Here is an 18,701-nt window from a genome sequence, read left to right as displayed (position 1 = left end):
GGCTCCTTGCTGGCTAAAAACATCCGATTTTAGGAGCACCTGTGGGCGACAAAAGCTCAGACATACTCAATGACGAGTACGATTTTTCCGACGAACTAGAACAGATGCGTTCGATGCCGCAACGCACTTTTTCGTTGCTTTTGATAATTCTCGGAATCGTAGCTTTCTGCGCGTCGATGGCGCTATCCATCGAAAAATACCTCAAACTTGCAGACCCAGACCGCGTCACAAGTTGCTCATTTAACCTTTTCCTTGACTGCGCCGACGCAATGGCATCACGACAAGGCGCAATCTTTGGGTTCCCCAACCCACTCATAGGAGTTGCTGCTTTCGCCGTCGTTGTCACCATCGGAGTGGTCCTATACACCGGAGCTAAACTCCCACAATGGTTTATGCGTTCCCTATTTATAGGTACAACGCTAGGCCTCGTCCTGATCGTGTTCCTCATGTACACGTCAATCCACACTCTTGGCAGGCTATGCCCTTACTGCATGGTGGTATGGGCGATGATGCTGCCGCTGTTCTGGTATCAGCTGGTGTACGGTGCGCAAGAACGCTACCTGCCCGTCAGCGACAAAGCACGCACATCCTTGATGAAGAACAAACACTTTGTAGCGCCGCTGTTGTACGTAGCAGTCATCATCTGGATCTTTGTGGGTATGGGCTCCGAAATCATTTACTACATTCAAAACTAGACAAGCAAAAACATAAGTTACGTATGAGCCGCGTATCACGTGAACACGTGGCTCATACATGAACACTGCGAATGTAAACTTGGCTGTGTGAATACTCCAGCCCCTTCCTCGCAAACCGCCACCGGCGTGCCTAGCGGCAGCGGTGAGCCAGCATTCCGTTACAACGCCAAACTCGCATCAGACATTGAGCTACGTTGGCAGGATCTATGGGAGGAGCGTGGCACCTACTTTGCGGCAGACCCGCAAGGAGGACTACCAAACGGTAAAGGCGAATACGCAGACCCAAACAGCTCGTCCTACTTTGTTATGGACATGTTCCCCTTCCCATCAGGGGCAGGACTGCACGTAGGCCACCCACTCGGCTACATTGCAACAGACGTTGTGGCACGTTTCCGACGCATGCAAGGCGACAACGTCCTGCACGCAATGGGCTTCGACGCCTTCGGCCTACCAACAGAACAATTCGCTATCCAAACCGGACAGCACCCACGTGTAGCAACCGAAAACAACATTGCAAACATGCAACGACAATTGCGTCGCATGGGCTTAGCCCACGACCCACGTCGTTCCTTCGCAACAACAGACGTTGACTATGTGCGCTGGACACAATGGATCTTCCTGCAAATCTTCAACTCCTGGTACGACGAAGAAGCAACAAACCCATTCGGCACTAAAGGTCGGGCACGCCCAATCGCTGAACTTGAAACACAGTTTGCTACAGGCACCCGCGACGTTCCCGCAGTTGACGGCGTAGCAGCCGGAACACCATGGACCGACCTCACCGTTGCACAACAACGCGAAGTGCTGAACTCGTTCCGCCTCGCATACGTTTCGCAAGCGCCAGTGAACTGGTGCCCAGGGCTCGGAACTGTACTCGCAAACGAAGAAGTCACAGCAGAAGGCCGCTCAGAACGCGGAAACTTCCCAGTATTCCAACGCGCAATGAGCCAATGGAACATGCGCATTACCGCCTACGGTGACCGACTCGTCGACGACCTTGAGGTCATTGACTGGCCAGACAAGGTCAAGTCCATGCAACGCAACTGGGTTGGCCGCTCCGAAGGCGCACACGTAACATTCAACGCCGCAGGAGAAGACCTCACCGTCTTCACCACCCGCCCAGACACACTTTTTGGTGCGACCTTCATGGTTGTTGCACCAGAACACGGCATCCTAGAAACCCACATTCCAGCCGCATGGCCAGAAAGCACCCGCGACGCGTGGACTGGCGGTTATGCAACACCAACGGAAGCCGTCACCGCATATCAAACAGCGGCAGCCGCAAAAACCGCAGTAGAACGCCAAATCGGAGCGAAAGAAAAAACGGGTGTCTTCACCGGTATCTTCGCAACAAACCCGGTTAACGGCACCCAGATTCCAGTATTCACCGCAGACTACGTCCTGATGGGATACGGAACAGGCGCCATCATGGCAGTTCCAGGCGGCGACGAACGCGACTTCGCATTCGCGCAAACATTCGACCTTGACGTGGTGTACACCGTTGAGCCACCAGCAGACTTTGCAGGCGACGCTGCATGGACTGGTGATGGAGCGATCATTAACTCTGCCAACGAGGACATCACCCTCAACGGCAAAAACGTTGAAGACGCAAAATCCATCATGATCGCGTTCCTCGAAGAAAAAGGACACGGAACAGGTACCACCACCTACCGTCTCCGTGACTGGCTCTTTAGCCGTCAACGCTACTGGGGAGAGCCCTTCCCAATCGTGTACGACGAAACAGACCAGCCAATTGCGCTCCCAGACTCGGTTCTTCCCGTGGTTCTGCCGGACACCCCGGACTTCGCCCCACGCACGTTTGACCCAGAAGACGAGCACTCGTCCCCAGAACCGCCACTCGGCCGCAACGACGACTGGATGTACGTTGAACTGGACTTGGGCGATGGCGTAAAGAAGTATCGTCGTGAAACCAACACAATGCCTAACTGGGCTGGATCGTGCTGGTACTACCTGCGTTACATCGACCCAAACAATAACTCTGCCGAGGCAACAACACCAGCCGCGGCAGCACTCGACGCATACTGGCTTGGCCCAGACCACAACCCGCAAGCTGGCGCTTCGGGTGGTGTGGACTTGTATGTCGGTGGCGTTGAGCACGCGGTATTGCACTTGCTGTATGCACGTTTCTGGCACAAGGTTCTCTTTGACCTCGGGCACGTAAGCTCAGTTGAGCCTTTCCACAAACTGTTCAACCAAGGCTACATTCAGGCGTACGCATACACTGACGCGCGCGGACAATACGTTCCCGCAGATGAGGTAGAAGGCGACGAAAAGACAGGCTTCACATGGAATGGTGAACCCGTTGACCGTGAATACGGAAAAATGGGTAAGTCCCTGAAAAACATTGTCACCCCAGATGACATGTATGAGGCATACGGCGCAGACACCTTCCGCGTCTACGAAATGTCGATGGGGCCGCTTGACCTGTCTCGTCCGTGGGAAACCCGTGCAGTTGTTGGAGCACAACGATTCTTGCAACGCCTGTGGCGTAACATCTTGGACGAAGAAACCGGCGAAGTAACTGTTTCAGACGAACCAGCAGACCTCGAAACCAAGAGAAAACTTCACCGCGCGTTTAGGGACGTTGCCGAGGAAATGGAAGGCATGCGGATCAACACCGCAATTGCCAAACTCATTGAACTCAACAACTACCTCACGGGGCTCAAACAAGTGCCACGCGAAGCAGCAGAAGGCATCGTCACCATGGTCGCACCAGTGGCACCGCACATTGCTGAAGAATTGTGGCAGAAACTAGGACACACCGAATCTGTTGTGTTTGAAGCGTTCCCAACAGCCGACCCACAATATCTCGTTGAAGAGTCCGTGACTTGTATATTCCAAGTTCAAGGAAAAGTCCGTGGAAAAGCTGACGTTTCGCCATCCTCTACAGACGCAGAACTTGAAGCATTAGCATTAGCTGACCCTGGCGTTCAACGCACACTGGAAGGTCGCGGTATTCGGAAAGTGATTGTACGAGCACCCAAACTCGTCAACATTGTTCCTGAGTAGCAGCCTGCGACATATAGTTAGCATCACCGCAGGTGGAGCCACAACCGGCTCCACCTGCGGTTGTTTTGGCTCATATGCCAGTAAAGTCAGTGATGGCTGAACTGGCGATGCGGCACACAGCACAGGGAAAAGCGCGGACCGAAAGGACAGGTATGGGGGCAGTACAAGCAGAGATTGCGCGTGCACGTCGAGCTTTTTCCCGGCCTACATTGGCACTTCTCAATAAGCACTATGCGCCTATTGTTATCGCGATCTTTGGGTCAATCTTTTCTGCTCAACGTAAAGCAATTCCTTCAGAACAGTTTCATCTTGAAATTGCGGGGCATCTTGAGGACCTCAAAGCGCTCAACGAAACTGACCTGCCTGAATTAACTCCAAGGAAACTGAGTTCTGGTTGGGTGCGTGACACGTGGCTAGTTCGTTCAGTGAACGACTTTGGAGACGAAGAGTATTCACTGACTTCACATGCTCAAGAAGCAATGGATTTTGTTTCTCGCGCTGGGGGAGAGCGCCCACTCGTATCTGAGTCGCGAATTAGAACGTTGCTTGATGCTGTTGAACGGTTCGCAACAGATGCGCAACCTGATCGTGCAACCCGTATTACTTCACTCAACTCCCAGATTCGGGCTTTGCAAGCAGAAAAGAAACGGTTAGAGGCAGGCGGGGAGGTTGAGTCTGCACCAGACGACCGGCTAGAAGAACAGTTTGATCATGTCCGGTATCTTGTTCGCGAACTTCCTGCAGATTTCACGCGCGTTGCTGAATCAATAAAAGACTTACAACGCACAATCTTGGCTCAACTGAGAAATGATGCCCGGCCAACAGGTGAAGTGCTCTCTGAGTACATTGCGCAATCTGAAAGCCTTTTTGAACAGACCCCTGAAGGTAAAGCTTTTACCGGTGCGATGGATCTTTTACAGTCCGAAAAGCTGCTTCGACAACTTGACACGTCTATTGACGCTATTTTGAACCACCCCTTTGCGCGGAATATTCCTACTCGTGATCGGGAACAATTTCGGGGTATTAAAGCAACAATTCTTGATTCGTTAGGTGTTGTGCTTGCAGAACAACAGCGTGCGTCTCGGACGCTGACAACACAAATCCGCCACCATAATCCACTTCGTGACCGGGAACTCGATGACGCGTTACGTGGCGCGGTTGTGGCGTTACACGAATGGTTCCCTAGTTCTACCCGAGGTGAACAAGTAGAGCCGCTCACACGCTTTGAACGGGCCAACTTTGGACGAATACGTACGAGCGTTCATGACTTATCTGATGACACTCCACCTGACGCAATTGACCAAAACAGCAGCGTCGATATTGCAGGGCTAGAACTTAATGACATCATTGCGATGGGTGGGCCACGGCACCGGGAACTGTTGGCACACGTGCAAGGTCTACTCACTGAAATCGATCATGACGTTACCGTTGCCACTGCGTTCGACTCCGCTCATGATTCTCTGAAACGGCCAGTCGAAATTCTCGGATATCAAGAGATCGCAACGACGCACACGCCTGCAGATAACGAAGCGAACGAAGACCTTTCCGTTGGCTCGTCTGCACCATTAGAACGAATTATTGCTGTGCGTGCTGATGGCAGCACTCGGGAGTTCATTATTCCTCGTCAAAAATTTATCTCTCACTTCGGAGCTGAAAACAATGACTGAACCACATGTAGATTCCCTGACAAGTGACGATGCATTTGTTGAGGCTCACAGTATTGAGCAGCAGCAAGATTTTCTGTTTCCTGGCGATCAAGGGCAACTCCCGTATGACGCGAGAAGAGTCTACGCGCTACTCCTACAACGTCGGTTTATTGAAGCTGCGGAAGATAAGTGGGCGTGGGAGCGGATCTTGAAGTATCAAGACATCCTCGAATCACGCTTCCACGACATGTTTTTAAACTTGGTGGTAGACCGCGACTATCGGGTCGCGTACAAAACCCAAATACGTCAAGAAGAACTCAACATTCCAATCTTGCTGCGCGACGAAGCCTACAAGCGCGTGGAAACAATCATTTTGCTGTATGTGCGTAATGTTTTCCGTCAGCTTGTGGGGATGGGGGAGAACGCTGCTTTTGTGGATTACGAAGAGCTAGCAAACCATGCCATGTCTTTCTTCGCATTAGACGAAACCAATCTGGCATTACGGCAGCGTGAAGTTACTCAAGCAATTGAGCAACTAGCACGTGAGGGAATCTTAAAAGAAGCCTCGCAAGAGCGTTACCGCATATCGCCAATCATTGAAGTTCTTATGCCTATTGAGCGTGTTAAAGAACTAACCGAGTGGATAGACGGCAGGGTACACAAAACTCATATCGAACCACGCGTAAGCCCACACAATGTCGATGAGACCACACACGAGGACTAAACGATGACTTTTGTTGACACTCTTTTTGGTCTTATCCCACAAGCCTCAACCGGGCAACAATGGGTTGCCAGGTCAATGCAACTCGTAAACTGGGGTGGATACAACGGATACCATCAGGTGCCGTTTCATCCAGATGGCACACTGATCTCTGGTGGTTCTGGAACGGGGAAATCAACCCTGCTGGACGCATATATTGCGTTAATGATGCCGCACACCACTCCTTTCAACGGGGCATCAAATGGGGCGACGACTGGCCGTGCACGGTCTAAAGACCAGCGAAACATCATCTCGTATGTGCGCGGAAAAGTTGATGACCAGCGTGATTCTGCAACCGACACTCTCAAAGATTCGGTGCTGCGCGGCGATAAAGGCGATACGTGGTCGGCCATCGCAATGACGTGGATGGATCAGTCAAAGCAACTCTTTACCGCTGTACGGATTTTTTACGTGCCCAAAGGCGCCACAAAAAATGAAGACTGCACGTTCCGACGAGTCGTCATCCATAACGCATGCGATATTCGGGTCCTTGAACAGTATGCGGCAGGAAAATTTGCGCCCAGTATCCTTACCGGAACGTTGGGGTTGACCCTGCTCGACACTGACTTAGCGTTTATGACTAAAATCCAATCCGTTTTAGGCATTGGCGCGCATGGCGAGGGCGATAAAGCGTTGCAACTGCTGGCACGCATCCAAGCAGGCCAACAAATTTCCACAGTTGATGCACTGTACAAGCAGATGGTTTTAGAAGAGCCAGAAACTTTCCGAATCGCTGACGACGCAATCGCACATTTTGATGAGCTGTCTGCTGTGCGTCAAGAAATGATGCGGGCAGAAGGACAGGTGGAACTTTTAACGCCTATCCCGAGACTGCGTGGAGAACGAGATGAGGCTCTTGAACGTGCCTCATTGATTAGTGAACTTGGCACGTTGCACTCTGCTGGAAGTTCGGAAGTAACAGACAGTTCTATCTTTGGGCTGTGGCGTGATCGTAACGCTTTAGATTTGATTACACGTGAAGTTACTGCAAACCGTACCGCGCATGCAGCAGCTAAAGCCGCGAAGGTATCTGCAACAGCCGGAATCGCTCATGATGAAGCACAACTGGAGGTCGTACGCGACAACCAACGTAAAAGCGGCGGTGATCAAGTTGAGTCACTCAACCGAGAAATCGCGGCAGCCGAAAATACTGTGCACGAAACACAGGTGCAGTACACCCGTTTTGAGCGCGTGTTAGCCGTTACCGGGCTCAACGTAGCAAAGAAATCAGAATTTGATGCGCTGACGCGTACTGCACAACAAGAGATTAAAGACTCTGAAGGCGCAGCGCAACGTCGTCGTGAAGCCGAATATGAGGCGATGAATGTACGGCACAAAGTACAAGAAGACATTGACAAAACGAAGCATGAGTTAAGTCTGCTGAGAGCAACAAAAGGAAACATTCCTTTCGAACTGCTTGAAGCACGGCTTGCTTTTGCGCAAGAAATGGGAGAGCGGCCCGAAGACCTTCCTTTTGTTGGCGAACTCATTGAGATTCGACCAGAGTACGAAAACTGGCGTGAAGCGCTGGGACTGGCACTTGGGGGCTTTGCGACGACGATCCTTGTGGATGCAGCGAAACTAGCGCACTTCCGCACGGCCATTAACGCAGTAAAAACGAGCAGACGAATCCAGTTTGAAGGCGTTGACGTTGGTTTACGTATCGACGAACCGCGCGACAGGTCTGTGCTGCCGGGCCGCCTCGATTACAAACACACCCATTTCACTGGGTGGCTGATTGAACGGCTTGAAAAACAATTCAACTTTGTGTGCGTTAACACCCCGACCGAACTCAAAGAGTACGCGAAAGCGTTGACTAGCACGGGACAAATGAGTCACGGCAGCCGCGGCGCGCATGGTGGACAAGGCCAACGTAGCGTTATCGGGTTCTCTAATGACGTGCGCATCAGGGAATGTGTTGCAGCGCTCGAAGAGTTGCAACGGAAACTCACTGAGGCTGACGTTATGGTCGATTCGGTGACTGCCGCAGCAGAACATCAGCAGAAGAAGGTTGACGCATTTGCGCGACTATTGGAATTTGATTGGCAGCGAATAGACGTTGCAGGTGCGCAGCGTGCGGTGGAAAGCAAAAACGCGCAACTAGAACAACTTATTGCCGGCAATGACGTACTGACAGCCTTGCAGCACGAAGAGCGTGACATTTTAAAGCGTTTAGAAACGCAGCGCCGAAGCCAAGCGCGTGCCGAAGCGAGCTTAGAGGCACTGAACGCTGAACTTGAGCGTTTAGTTGAAAAAGAAGACGCAGCGAAAGACGCAATTGAAGCTGCGGAAGAACACACTATTGACGTCACCCCAGAGCAAAACCAGTATTTGACTGAACTCGTCGAGAATGTCGATGAGGCACAGTGGAAAGCATCATTGAGCGAATTTGAGAAGGCTGTCTCGCTTATGCGAGCACACATTAAACACGAGCATGACACTGTGGCTACAGTCGCAGCTCATGCTGGGTCCAACCTGACTCGTATTTTTGACCGGTTTAAAGAATCATGGCCTAACCCGAACCTTGGCAGCGACCCAGATTCGTCGTACGACGATTACGCACGTATTTTGAATGATCTTGAACGCGAAAAACTGTATGCCATTAAGGAACAGTGGAACCGTAACGTTGCGCGTCTTTCAGGGCAAGAATTTACTCGCCTGAATGCGCACATGACTCAAGCCCTCGATCACATACGTACGCGTATGGCTCCGGTGAACGACATTTTGTGGAACCTGCCGTTCCAGGACGACAATCATCGTCTTCGGATTAGTGCAAAATCAACTGAGTCTCCAGACATTAAATCTTTTAGACGCCAACTACGAGAACTCGCCGCAGATACATCAGGTGAACACAGTTTGAAACAGCGCGAAACACGATACAAAAAGATCGCTGATCTGTTAGCACGTATACGTCCAGAATCTGCTGAGCGGCGTCGACTCATCGATGTGCGTGAACACGTACGCATTGAAGCACTCAAAGTTGATATTGACGGCAATGAGGTCTCCGTGTTTGACCACATTGCAGGGAAATCAGGTGGAGAATCTCAAGAACTTGTTGCGTTCATTGTTGGTTCCGCACTGAGATATCAGCTTGGCGACTCTGATGCGGTACGCCCTCGGTATGCGCCTGTTTTCCTTGATGAAGCGTTTATCAAAGCCGACTCGCGATTTGCTGGTCGTGCGGTTACTGCATGGCAGGGACTAGGATTCCAGCTCATTATCGGTGCACCGCTCGATAAAGTGTCAGCGCTGGAACCACACATGTCCTTGCTTATCCAAACAGTTAAAAACACGCAAGGCTGCACACACTTAACATGGTCGATTCCGACGGAAGCAACCGTGGAATCAGCGTAAGAAAATGTGGGCGTGGGGCGCCTTGCACAGTGCGCCCCACGCTTCATTATTTGTGCTGTCGGGTTCCAAGAAACGTTCTGGTTATTTCTTTACTGACATGACTTCCCGCAATTTTAAGTAACGCCTCAAACTCTCCATCAAAGCGTTGTTTCATATTCTTTTTCTTGCTTTTCTTTTTCTTCGTTGAAGCCAAAGACTTATAAACCTGCTTAGCCTCACGAATAAGATCGTCTTTTGAAGTGTCTTGATACAGTCTCTGCTGCTGTGTTGCCTGCTCTTGTGCGATACGAGCAGCAAGCATTTCATGCGCCGAATAATTATCGACACTCGTGCCGTAACGCTGATATCCGGGCGAGGAGCGAACATGATGTTCGATAAAACTTGGCGGTGCACTTCCGATAGAGGTTTGTGGCATACGCACTTTAGTCCACACGCCCGGCGTTACGATGCCGGAACTATCAGATATAGAAACAACAGCATGCCCTCTCGGCAACGTCTGTAGCAGCGCTCCCACATCGTAGGGGAACGTCGGTAGCGCACGTGATACAAACCGGATATGTGCGTCGCTATCGAAGGAGCCCCGAACACCGTGATGTATGTGATGGCGTAACTGTGCGGCAACTTCTACAGGTAGGTTGTGTGGACTTGAAGAGACAAAGAAAACAAGAATCCCATGCATACGAGCCTTTTCGAGCGTAGCCACAACCTGTTTGATAAAACGAGGGGATGCGTGAGAGAACGCAAATTCGGCTTCGTCAAAGAAAAAAACTGCGGTTGGGCGCGTATGTTGTCGCGTGCGGGGTAACGTTTGGCACGCATCAGCGATAAGCCACAAGAAAAAAGCAGAGTACAGGTTGGGCAAGAAATGCACAGACGACAATTCAAGGATGGAGATGAGTGCGTTTCGTTGCCCTGATTGGCGTACAACATCTTTTGTGTCAAAGGAAGGCTCACCAAAGAATTGTTCTCCACCTTGCGCCCGTAAGGATTCGATAGCGCGTAGCAGGACGTCAGCGGAAGGGACATCTGCGAGGCCAAAGTATTGGGCTGGAGTCCTCCTATCAGGAGACGTTAACTGATGAATAACAGCCACTACGTCTTTTAAATCTAAAAGAGGAAGCCCGTTTTTATCTGCCCACTTGAATACAGCATCGAGGCCGTGTTCGTGTTCGGCAGTTAAACCTAACGCTCGAGTTAATAAGATAGGCCCGAAATCGCAGACTGTGCTCCTAATTGGAACCCCAACGCTGGTGCCACCGATTGAATAAAACTCGACAGGGAAGTTTGGTGTGTGTGCGGAATGAGTCGTATTGGGCGAATGGGTGTCGGCGGGTAACGCTAGACCTGACGCGTCTCCGGTTGTATCGGCAATAAAAACAGGAACTCCAGCGAATGATAAAGCTTCGCTGATCACTTGCACGGTACGGGTTTTCCCTGTTCCAGACGAACCAGAAATCAACCCGTGTTGGTTCATAGATTGTGCATCGAACCCGATCAGTGTCGGGTTGTTCGCGGTATGAGGTGAGGGTTTCGTCTGCGTCATGTGCGTGCCGAAAGGCAGCAACTGTTGAGCAGGGTGGTGGGCCGGTGCTGGAGGCACGTGTGGTGCTGGCGGTGGTGGAGGCACCGGCGGTGTCGTTGGTGTTGGGGTCTCTGATGATGTGGGGCGGTAACTAATAGGAACGGTGGCCGCAACACCCCCAGGTGACGAAACCACATGTGCAGAAACGTTGTGTGCGCGCGTTTGTGTCGCTGCTTCTGCCGCTTCTAACGCAGCCTGTGCTGCTAATGCTTTAGCTTCAGCAGCCTCAGCTTTTGCTTGAGCGGCCTGCGCACGAAGCTGTGCTAAACGTTCAGCGGTTGGTACCGCACCATCAAATCCCATGGGGTTATAGTAGGGCTCATCTGACCATAAATACTGTGAATTCACTGGTAGAGACGTACCCTAGTGAGGTGCACAAACCCCACGCAGATGACACGAACACCGAGAACATCCTTATTCTCACAGACTCAACAGCGAGCCTACCCGAACAGGTGCGACAGAACTCACACCTTGATGTCATTAATTTGCACGTCCTCTATGACACGTATGACCTTGAAGAAAACGCGCACATAACTCCGCAGCAATGCGCAGCATTAATCGCAGACAAGAAAAATCTCACTACTTCGCAGCCTTCAAAACAAGCTTTTGAAGACGCATACGAACACGCTTTAAAAAACGGATACGACGCGGTTGTATCCATACACATTTCTGCAGCGCTATCTGGAACATATGACACGGCATGTATGGCAGCTGAAAAATTTGGTGATCGCGTTCGTGTCCTCAACTCCAACACCACCGGAATGGCATTAGGCTTCCTCGCTTTAGAAGGTGCACGCCTGAGCGCGCAGGGGACACCAATACAAGAACTCATTGACACAATGACGGCACGAGCACACACCACAGGCGCATATTTTGCAGTCGACTCCCTCGACCATTTACGACGAGGAGGCAGGCTAAGCGCGGCGGCAGCAGCCGTGGGAACTGTACTTGGAGTAAAACCCATCTTGCATGTGAATGAAACTGGACATATTGAAGTTGCAGCAAAAGTTCGTTCTCGCGCACATGTGGCGCACTATTTAAGTGAACAAGCCCGTAACGCACAAAACAAAGGGGCACACGAATTTGCTGTGCACTACTTTGGTGACGAAACCCGCGCACACGAACTTGCTCAGCGGCTACACACAGAACTTGATACAGAAATAGTCGTCACACCAGTATCTGCCGTTCTCGGTTCGCATGTGGGGCCCGGCCTTATCGCTCTCACATACGCGTAAAAGGCTGTTCCACAACACCTCACAGGCTGCATTTTCCACACAAGACCGATCTTTAACGCTACATAAAAACCTGCACTATTAGCGTGCTTCTACAGTTGCCCATGTGACTGAACAGCAGCGTGAACGACTCAAACACCTCGTCGTACGTCCCACACCCGCGGTAGAAACACACGACGACATAGACGACGACACACTCTCACGCTCAACCGTTCGAGAACACACGCGACCCAACCATCAGCGACCACAGCACACCGCCCTGCAACAACAAGCCATCAGCACATACACTGCTCTCCACGGGCACCCACTAGAACAGTACGATCAAGACAAATCCGTCCGCCCCACAAAACGGTGGTCATTTACGGCACGCACCACACTCGCACTGTTCATTGCAGCTACCCTCACTGTGGCTGTCATATACATCATGCAAAGAACCGGCAACTCCACAACCGAACAAGCCATACAGGTCGCCGCTCTTCCAACAACACCGCAAAGACACACCCCAGAAGCCCAAACACCCCACTCACATAACGACAAGCCCGTTGAATCTACTCCACAGGACACCGCACCACCACACACACTCGTCGTACACGTGGCAGGGCAAGTAAAAACCCCAGGGGTTTATGAGCTCCCAGCACAATCACGCGTGATAGACGCCCTAAAAATCGCGGGAAACCACACAAAACAAGCAAACCCAAACGCTTTAAATCTTGCCCGTCTCATCACAGACGGAGAACACATCTACGTTCCCCACAAAGACGACCCACACACCCCAACAACCCCAAGCCAGCCAAACGGGCCAGCACACACAGACACTGCACCCCCGCAAGTCAACATCAACACAGCCACCCTAGAACAGTTAGAAAAACTCCCCGGTATCGGCCCAGCACTAGCCCAACGCATCATCGACTGGCGCACAACCCACGGGCAATACACGCACGTCGAAGAACTCGACAACATATCTGGTATCGGACCCGCACTCCTACACAAAATCCGTGATCACGTCATCGTGCACTAGCCACCCATGACATACGACCTGCGCCTCATCCCATGCGCTATAGCCGTATGGGCAGCAACCCTATGGGCCACACAAACCACTAGCCGACTCGTCATAACCGCAACCGCAGTTACAGCAATAACGACAACGCTACTCTTCCTCACAGCAGCCATAGTTCGACGACGCACACAGCGCGACACACACGTACACGCAACAGCGTGGACCATAACCGCGACACTACTCATGGTGATCCTAACGTTAGGAACCACAGCATGGCATCTAACAATCCGAGAACAATCACCACTAACGCAAGCAACACACGGGCAACGGTTCACCACAATCACAGGAAAAATATCCAGCGAACCAACACCAATCAAACAGGCATACGGTGAAGAAAAACTAACTGCAATCCTGACAACCCACACCATCACAACAAGCCAACAACACGCACAAACACAACAAAAAATTAGAGTATTCGCATCTCAACACCACCTCAAAAACGTGCAATACGGCGACATCGTCCGCATACAAGGACGCGCTCAAGCAGCCCTATCACTCAGCAACGAAGCAGCAACACTGCAACTCAGTCAACAAGCTGAGATCCTCACACAACACAGCGGCATAACCGCGATAAATAACAAGCTACGCACTGGACTCACCAACCTCGTCACCCCACTACCCGAACACGCACAAGGACTCATCCCCGGCATAGCAATAGGGGACACCAGCAAACTCCCAGAGAACCTAGAACAAGCAATGCGGGACACCAGCCTCACTCACGTCACCGCAGTATCAGGCGCGCACTTCACCCTAATCGTGCTCCTCATCAGCACCCTAACGTGGAAACTCCACCCCACACTACGAGCAAGCATCGTAAGCCTGATCGCATACGCGCTCATAACGCTGGTACACCCCAGCCCCAGCGTGCTCCGCGCCGCAGCCATGTGCGCTGTCATGCTCATCGCCATGACACAACGCAGACGACACCACGCCCTACCCGCATTATGCACAGCAGTCATCGCACTCCTGCTATGGGACCCCTGGAACTCACGAAACTTTGGCTTCGCCTTATCCGTCCTCGCAACCGCTGGGCTCGCCTGCTGCGCATCCCCACTCGCTCGACTACTTCACCGACCCTGGGGCCTAACATTCATGCCCAAAACCCTGGCATACGGACTGGCCGTTCCACTCGCTGCACAACTCGCAGTAAACCCCGTACTCATATTCCTCAACCCATTCATTCCAACATATGCAGCACTAGCAAATTTTGCGGTCGCACCCGCCCTGCTACCAGCAACTTTGGCCGGACTCGGCGCAACACTCATCGCACCGCTATGGCACCACGGAGCCCTCGCGCTCGCATATGTAGCCTCGGCAGCAACCTGGTGGATCGCACAATGTGCGCTCTTCTTTTCACAACTGCCCTGGAGCACAATCCCGTGGCCTGCCACTCCACTCGGCGTGGCATTGCTCCTCGTCTTCAATGGAATCGTCGTCGTTGTTCTTGTTATGCATCATCCGTACCGTTTCATGCATACACGCCAGCTCGTGTGGAAAGAACGAATGCGCCATATAGTTCACAAGATTGTTTCTCAGCAACGTATACGAGCAATTCATTATGCCGCGGCTGCAATGTGCATAATTTTGGTGACAGCAAGTGTTGTATTCGTGCAGCGAACGCATACGCTGAACACCCAATCACAGTATGGAAACCAATGGATAGTTGCTGCATGCGATGTTGGGCAAGGAGACGCATTTGTTGTGCGAACCTCCCACGGATACGACCTGATCGACACCGGATCGCATGACTCAGGTTCAGTAAAGTGCCTACATCAGTTAGGTGTACAAAAACTAGAAACCATTTTTATTTCCCACGCCCACGAAGACCACATGGGAAACCTAGAAAACATTCTGAAAGACATTCCCGTTGACCGCGTCGTTACCGGCCCCGACATAGAGTCTTCTGCGGGAGCACACAAAATCAGAACACTCACAACTCACTTTCAGGTGCCACTCATTGCAGGAGACAGCGAAAAAGTAAACTTCAATTCTTCAACAACGGATTGGAAAGCGGTATGGCCCTCGCCAGAATATGTACAACAACTCCATGACAGAGCACACCAAGGCGATGAAGTAACAAACGACGCAAGTTTAATAATCGCCTATTCTTTCATGGTCGAAGGCTATGAAGAACCCGTAGATATCCTATTCTTAGGCGACCTTGAACAGCACGGCCAACAAGCCTTAACGCACCACATACGCACCACCGCTATGACGGGGTTTGACATAGTAAAAGTAGCGCACCACGGGTCTGCTTCCCTGAGCAGTGACCTCATCCGCGGACTGTCTCCTACACTTGCGCTCATAGGAGTAGGGAAAAATAACCCATACGGACATCCCACAACAACAGCATTAGACATGTACACCCAGTCTGGCAGCGCAATACTGCGCACCGATGAATGCGGCACTTATGCGGTGGGAATAAAAGCCGGGGAATGGTTTGTCGTTGGCGCGTGTCCATGAAAACCTATAGCCATGCCTGCATCGTCTTCACGTTCATCTTCACGTGCAACAACAACGTGGGAAAACGCCCCACTCGCCCCAGTCGTTTTAGTCCACGGTGCAGAAGGCCTACTCGTTGACCGAGCGCTTGAACGCATAACACTCCAAGCAAAAGAACAAGACCCACATGTGGAACGCACAGTTGTATACGGGTCTACATACCAAGCAGGAACTCTTTTAGTCCTATCAAGTCCTTCACTCTTTGGCGAATCTCGGCTCATCATTATTGATAACGCTGAAGGGGCAACGGATGCCCTCATTACTGATGTATGCGCTTTCGTCGAACAAGGCGGAGCCGCAGACGTATGGTTTGTGATAGCGCATCGAGGGGGAGTGCGCGGCAAGAAGATGCTTGATGCACTAAAGAAATCAGGCGCCCCTGTAGTTACATGTGAGCCAATCAAAAAAGACGCAGATAAAGTGTCCTTTGCAGCAGCCGAATTTAAACGAGCATCACGTCGTGCCACAGCAGGGGCTGTCCGCGCACTAGTTGAAGCCTTAGGCTCTGACGTTCGTGAACTGGCTGCAGCATGTCAACAACTTATCGGCGACGTTACGGGCGCTATTGATGAATCTGTTGTTGATAAATATTACGGCGGACGCGTGGAAGCTACCGGCTTTAAAGTTGCAGATGCAGCAGTTGCTGGAAAATCTGCAGAAGCGATCTCGCTTTTACGCCATGCCTTAGCAACAGGAGCAGACCCCGTCCCGATTGTTGCTGCTCTAGCGCTTAAAGTACGCACCTTAGCGAAAGCCGGCGCATTACGTTCTGGAAAAACTGCCGCAGACCTAGGCCTAGCCCCATGGCAGGCAGACAAAGCTCGTCGCGAACTACAAAACTGGACACCAGACGGCCTCGCACAAGCTATCCAAGCCGTTGCACAAGCTGACGCTGAAGTAAAAGGCGCCGGCAGAGACCCCGTCTTTGCTGTTGAGCGCGCAGTGTTAACGATCGCTAGAGTTTCAGGTCGCTGACTTTACTCTCACCAGTAAAAACTCACCACTAAAAAGGGTGTTGCCCCTCATTCCTGAGGGGCAACACCCTTTTTAGTAGGTTATGCAGACAGCGTCTGCTTATGCCTTACGGCGACGAACACCTACAACAATTGCTGCTCCGATACCAACAAGTACCGTTGCGATTGCGATGAGGCCTGCAACTTGGGCACCTGTTTGTGCAAGAGACTCATCCAATGTTCCAGAACTTGTTCCTGACTCTTCGTCTGAATCAAGAGTCCCTTCATCAGTTCCACCGGTCGGGTCTGTTGGGTCGACAGGGTCAGTGGTTGGATCTGTTGGGTCGACAGGGTCAGTGGTTGGATCTGTTGGGTCGACAGGGTCAGTGGTTGGATCTGTTGGGTCGACAGGGTCAGTGGTTGGATCTGTTGGGTCGACTGGATCGGTGGTTGGATCTGTTGGGTCGACTGGATCGGTGGTTGGATCTGTTGGGTCAACCGGGTCTGTTGGGTCCGTTGGGTCAACCGGGTCTGTTGGGTCCGTTGGGTCAACAGGATCTACGATGCAATCAAAGTCTGGCCATCCAACAAATGAGTAGTTGTGGAATTCGCGTCCAGCGCCGTGCAAGTTGAGATCACCGGTCGTGTACACACGGCCGTTGAGGCTCGACCAAGAGTTAACAACAACATCAGATCCGTTTGCCGCAAGGATTGTTCCGAGGATCTGAGCATCATAGGCGTTTTTGTCTGGCGTGATGTTTACTTCTTTGGTCTCTGTAAAGTTCCACAGAAGGTGCGATGCAAAATATCCTGAATCAGCGGTGTCCCATTGGATTGTATTCCCGTTGAGGGAGTATGTGAGACTGTGGTGGATGTTGACTGGTGCTGCACCAGTAACATTCAGCATGATTGCTGCATCTGCAGGAATATTAGTAACATCAAGGGCTAGATTGGTCATAGCAAGTGCTGAACCCGGTACCTCAAACACCTGAGGATTGGATGTTCCATCACCTTGCAGGGTGATAGTTGTGCCCCAAGGTTCAGATAGCACATTGGTCGTACCAGTCGCTGTCATAGCAGCGATAGCTTGGGAACCACCAGTTACTTTTGCGGCAAAGCCATCAGCTGGTGTGCCTGTTTGGTCGAAAGGAATTTTGGTGCCAACATCAACGATGGATTCGGTTGTGTCCGTGCCACCAACCATGTAGGTGCCTACTGGGGAAGGCGACATACCGATTTGCAGGGAAGTGGTGTTGCTTGTCGCTGAGAAGTTGCCTCCTACGGAGAGCATGAGTTCCTCATGACCTGGAAGAATCTGGCTTCCAACACCTACGTACCCGAGGTTATACAGACCACTTGGGTCGCGGTCGATTGAAAGATCTCCCTCAACGACAATAAGGCCTTCAGATTCGCCATTGTTGAAGAGCGCATCTCCACCAACGTACATGGCAACGTTGTTGTCCGTGAACAATGGAAGGTTTCCCATGTTCGGCCATTGTCCATCGGTTCCTGGAGCACACACGGGTTGCTGACCGGATGTAGTGGCGGCTGGAATCAATGGTGTGGGTGCTGCAGCAACTGGGGTGGTCGTTGCAACGGTGCTTACGAATGCAGCGCTTAATGAAAAGGCTGCAGTGGTGAGTGAAACAAGGAACTTCTTAGCCGTTTTGGGCAAACGAACTGAAGCCGCATTGCGCGGCTGGTATGTCGCGGTACTCATCTTGCTCCGAAAGTGTGTGTGGGGGGGTGGGTAAGTAAAACGGTTCCAAGCATGAAGCAGTCAATGGCGCGCAAGTACTAATGTCTTGCGACATGTTGGAAGGATTTCTTACGTTTGACGATATCTCGCAGATGTGAAGGGTTCAAGAGCAAAGAGGGTTAAAAACTTCC

11 protein-coding genes are annotated in these 18,701 nt (G+C 51.6%); 9 read left to right on the top strand and 2 right to left on the bottom strand.

The window, feature by feature from the left end; genetic code table 11:
- The first annotated feature begins 41 nt into the window (after window positions 1–41).
- The 5 genes from ACR9EC_RS04765 to ACR9EC_RS04745 all read left to right on the top strand — a co-directional run bounded on the left by ACR9EC_RS04765 (window position 42) and on the right by ACR9EC_RS04745 (window position 9,485).
- Window positions 42–695: a vitamin K epoxide reductase family protein gene (locus ACR9EC_RS04765; protein ID WP_435300356.1), complete on the top strand. Its 654-nt coding sequence runs from the start codon at window positions 42–44 to the stop codon at window positions 693–695.
- Between the two features lie 87 nt (window positions 696–782).
- Window positions 783–3,725: a leucine--tRNA ligase gene (gene leuS / locus ACR9EC_RS04760; protein WP_435300355.1), complete on the top strand. Its 2,943-nt coding sequence runs from the start codon at window positions 783–785 to the stop codon at window positions 3,723–3,725.
- A 32-nt stretch (window positions 3,726–3,757) separates the two neighbouring features.
- Window positions 3,758–5,392 carry a DUF3375 domain-containing protein gene (locus tag ACR9EC_RS04755; RefSeq protein ID WP_435300354.1) on the top strand — a complete coding sequence of 545 codons (1,635 nt, stop codon included), beginning with the start codon at window positions 3,758–3,760 and terminating at the stop codon, window positions 5,390–5,392.
- On the top strand, window positions 5,385–6,095 hold the full coding sequence (locus tag ACR9EC_RS04750; RefSeq protein WP_435300353.1) for a DUF4194 domain-containing protein: 711 nt from the start codon (window positions 5,385–5,387) through the stop codon (window positions 6,093–6,095). Before ACR9EC_RS04755 ends, ACR9EC_RS04750 begins: the two co-directional genes overlap by 8 nt.
- A 3-nt stretch (window positions 6,096–6,098) precedes the next feature.
- A complete protein-coding gene (locus tag ACR9EC_RS04745) occupies window positions 6,099–9,485 on the top strand; it encodes an ATP-binding protein (RefSeq protein ID WP_435300352.1) in 3,387 nt (1,128 codons plus the stop codon).
- Between the two features lie 46 nt (window positions 9,486–9,531).
- Here ACR9EC_RS04745 and ACR9EC_RS04740 read toward each other — a convergent pair whose 3' ends face one another.
- Window positions 9,532–11,370 carry a helicase HerA-like domain-containing protein gene (locus tag ACR9EC_RS04740; protein ID WP_435300351.1) on the bottom strand — a complete coding sequence of 613 codons (1,839 nt, stop codon included), beginning with the start codon at window positions 11,368–11,370 and terminating at the stop codon, window positions 9,532–9,534.
- Window positions 11,371–11,438: 68 nt separating this feature from the next.
- Here ACR9EC_RS04740 and ACR9EC_RS04735 point away from each other — a divergent pair, with 68 nt between their 5' ends.
- The 4 genes from ACR9EC_RS04735 to holA all read left to right on the top strand — a co-directional run bounded on the left by ACR9EC_RS04735 (window position 11,439) and on the right by holA (window position 16,833).
- Window positions 11,439–12,302: a DegV family protein gene (locus ACR9EC_RS04735; protein ID WP_435300350.1), complete on the top strand. Its 864-nt coding sequence runs from the start codon at window positions 11,439–11,441 to the stop codon at window positions 12,300–12,302.
- Window positions 12,303–12,405: 103 nt separating this feature from the next.
- Window positions 12,406–13,317, top strand: a complete 912-nt coding sequence (locus tag ACR9EC_RS04730) for a helix-hairpin-helix domain-containing protein (protein WP_435300349.1) — start codon at window positions 12,406–12,408, stop codon at window positions 13,315–13,317.
- Window positions 13,318–13,323: 6 nt separating this feature from the next.
- Window positions 13,324–15,819, top strand: coding sequence for a ComEC/Rec2 family competence protein (locus ACR9EC_RS04725; protein ID WP_435300348.1), 2,496 nt, complete (start codon window positions 13,324–13,326; stop codon window positions 15,817–15,819).
- A 12-nt stretch (window positions 15,820–15,831) separates the two neighbouring features.
- Window positions 15,832–16,833 (top strand): DNA polymerase III subunit delta, encoded by a 1,002-nt coding sequence (holA, locus tag ACR9EC_RS04720; protein WP_435300347.1) that lies wholly within the window; start codon window positions 15,832–15,834, stop codon window positions 16,831–16,833.
- Window positions 16,834–16,932: 99 nt separating this feature from the next.
- On the opposite strand, the gene ACR9EC_RS04715 is transcribed toward holA, so the two are convergent.
- On the bottom strand, window positions 16,933–18,531 hold the full coding sequence (locus tag ACR9EC_RS04715; RefSeq protein WP_435300346.1) for a choice-of-anchor A family protein: 1,599 nt from the start codon (window positions 18,529–18,531) through the stop codon (window positions 16,933–16,935).
- Window positions 18,532–18,701 lie beyond the last annotated feature (170 nt).

The sequence above is a fragment of the Timonella sp. A28 genome, from assembly GCF_051200815.1.
GTDB lineage: Bacteria > Actinomycetota > Actinomycetes > Actinomycetales > Cellulomonadaceae > Timonella.
The sequence above is the reverse complement of the archived record's forward strand: the minus strand, read 5'-3'. Positions and strand labels throughout refer to the sequence as shown.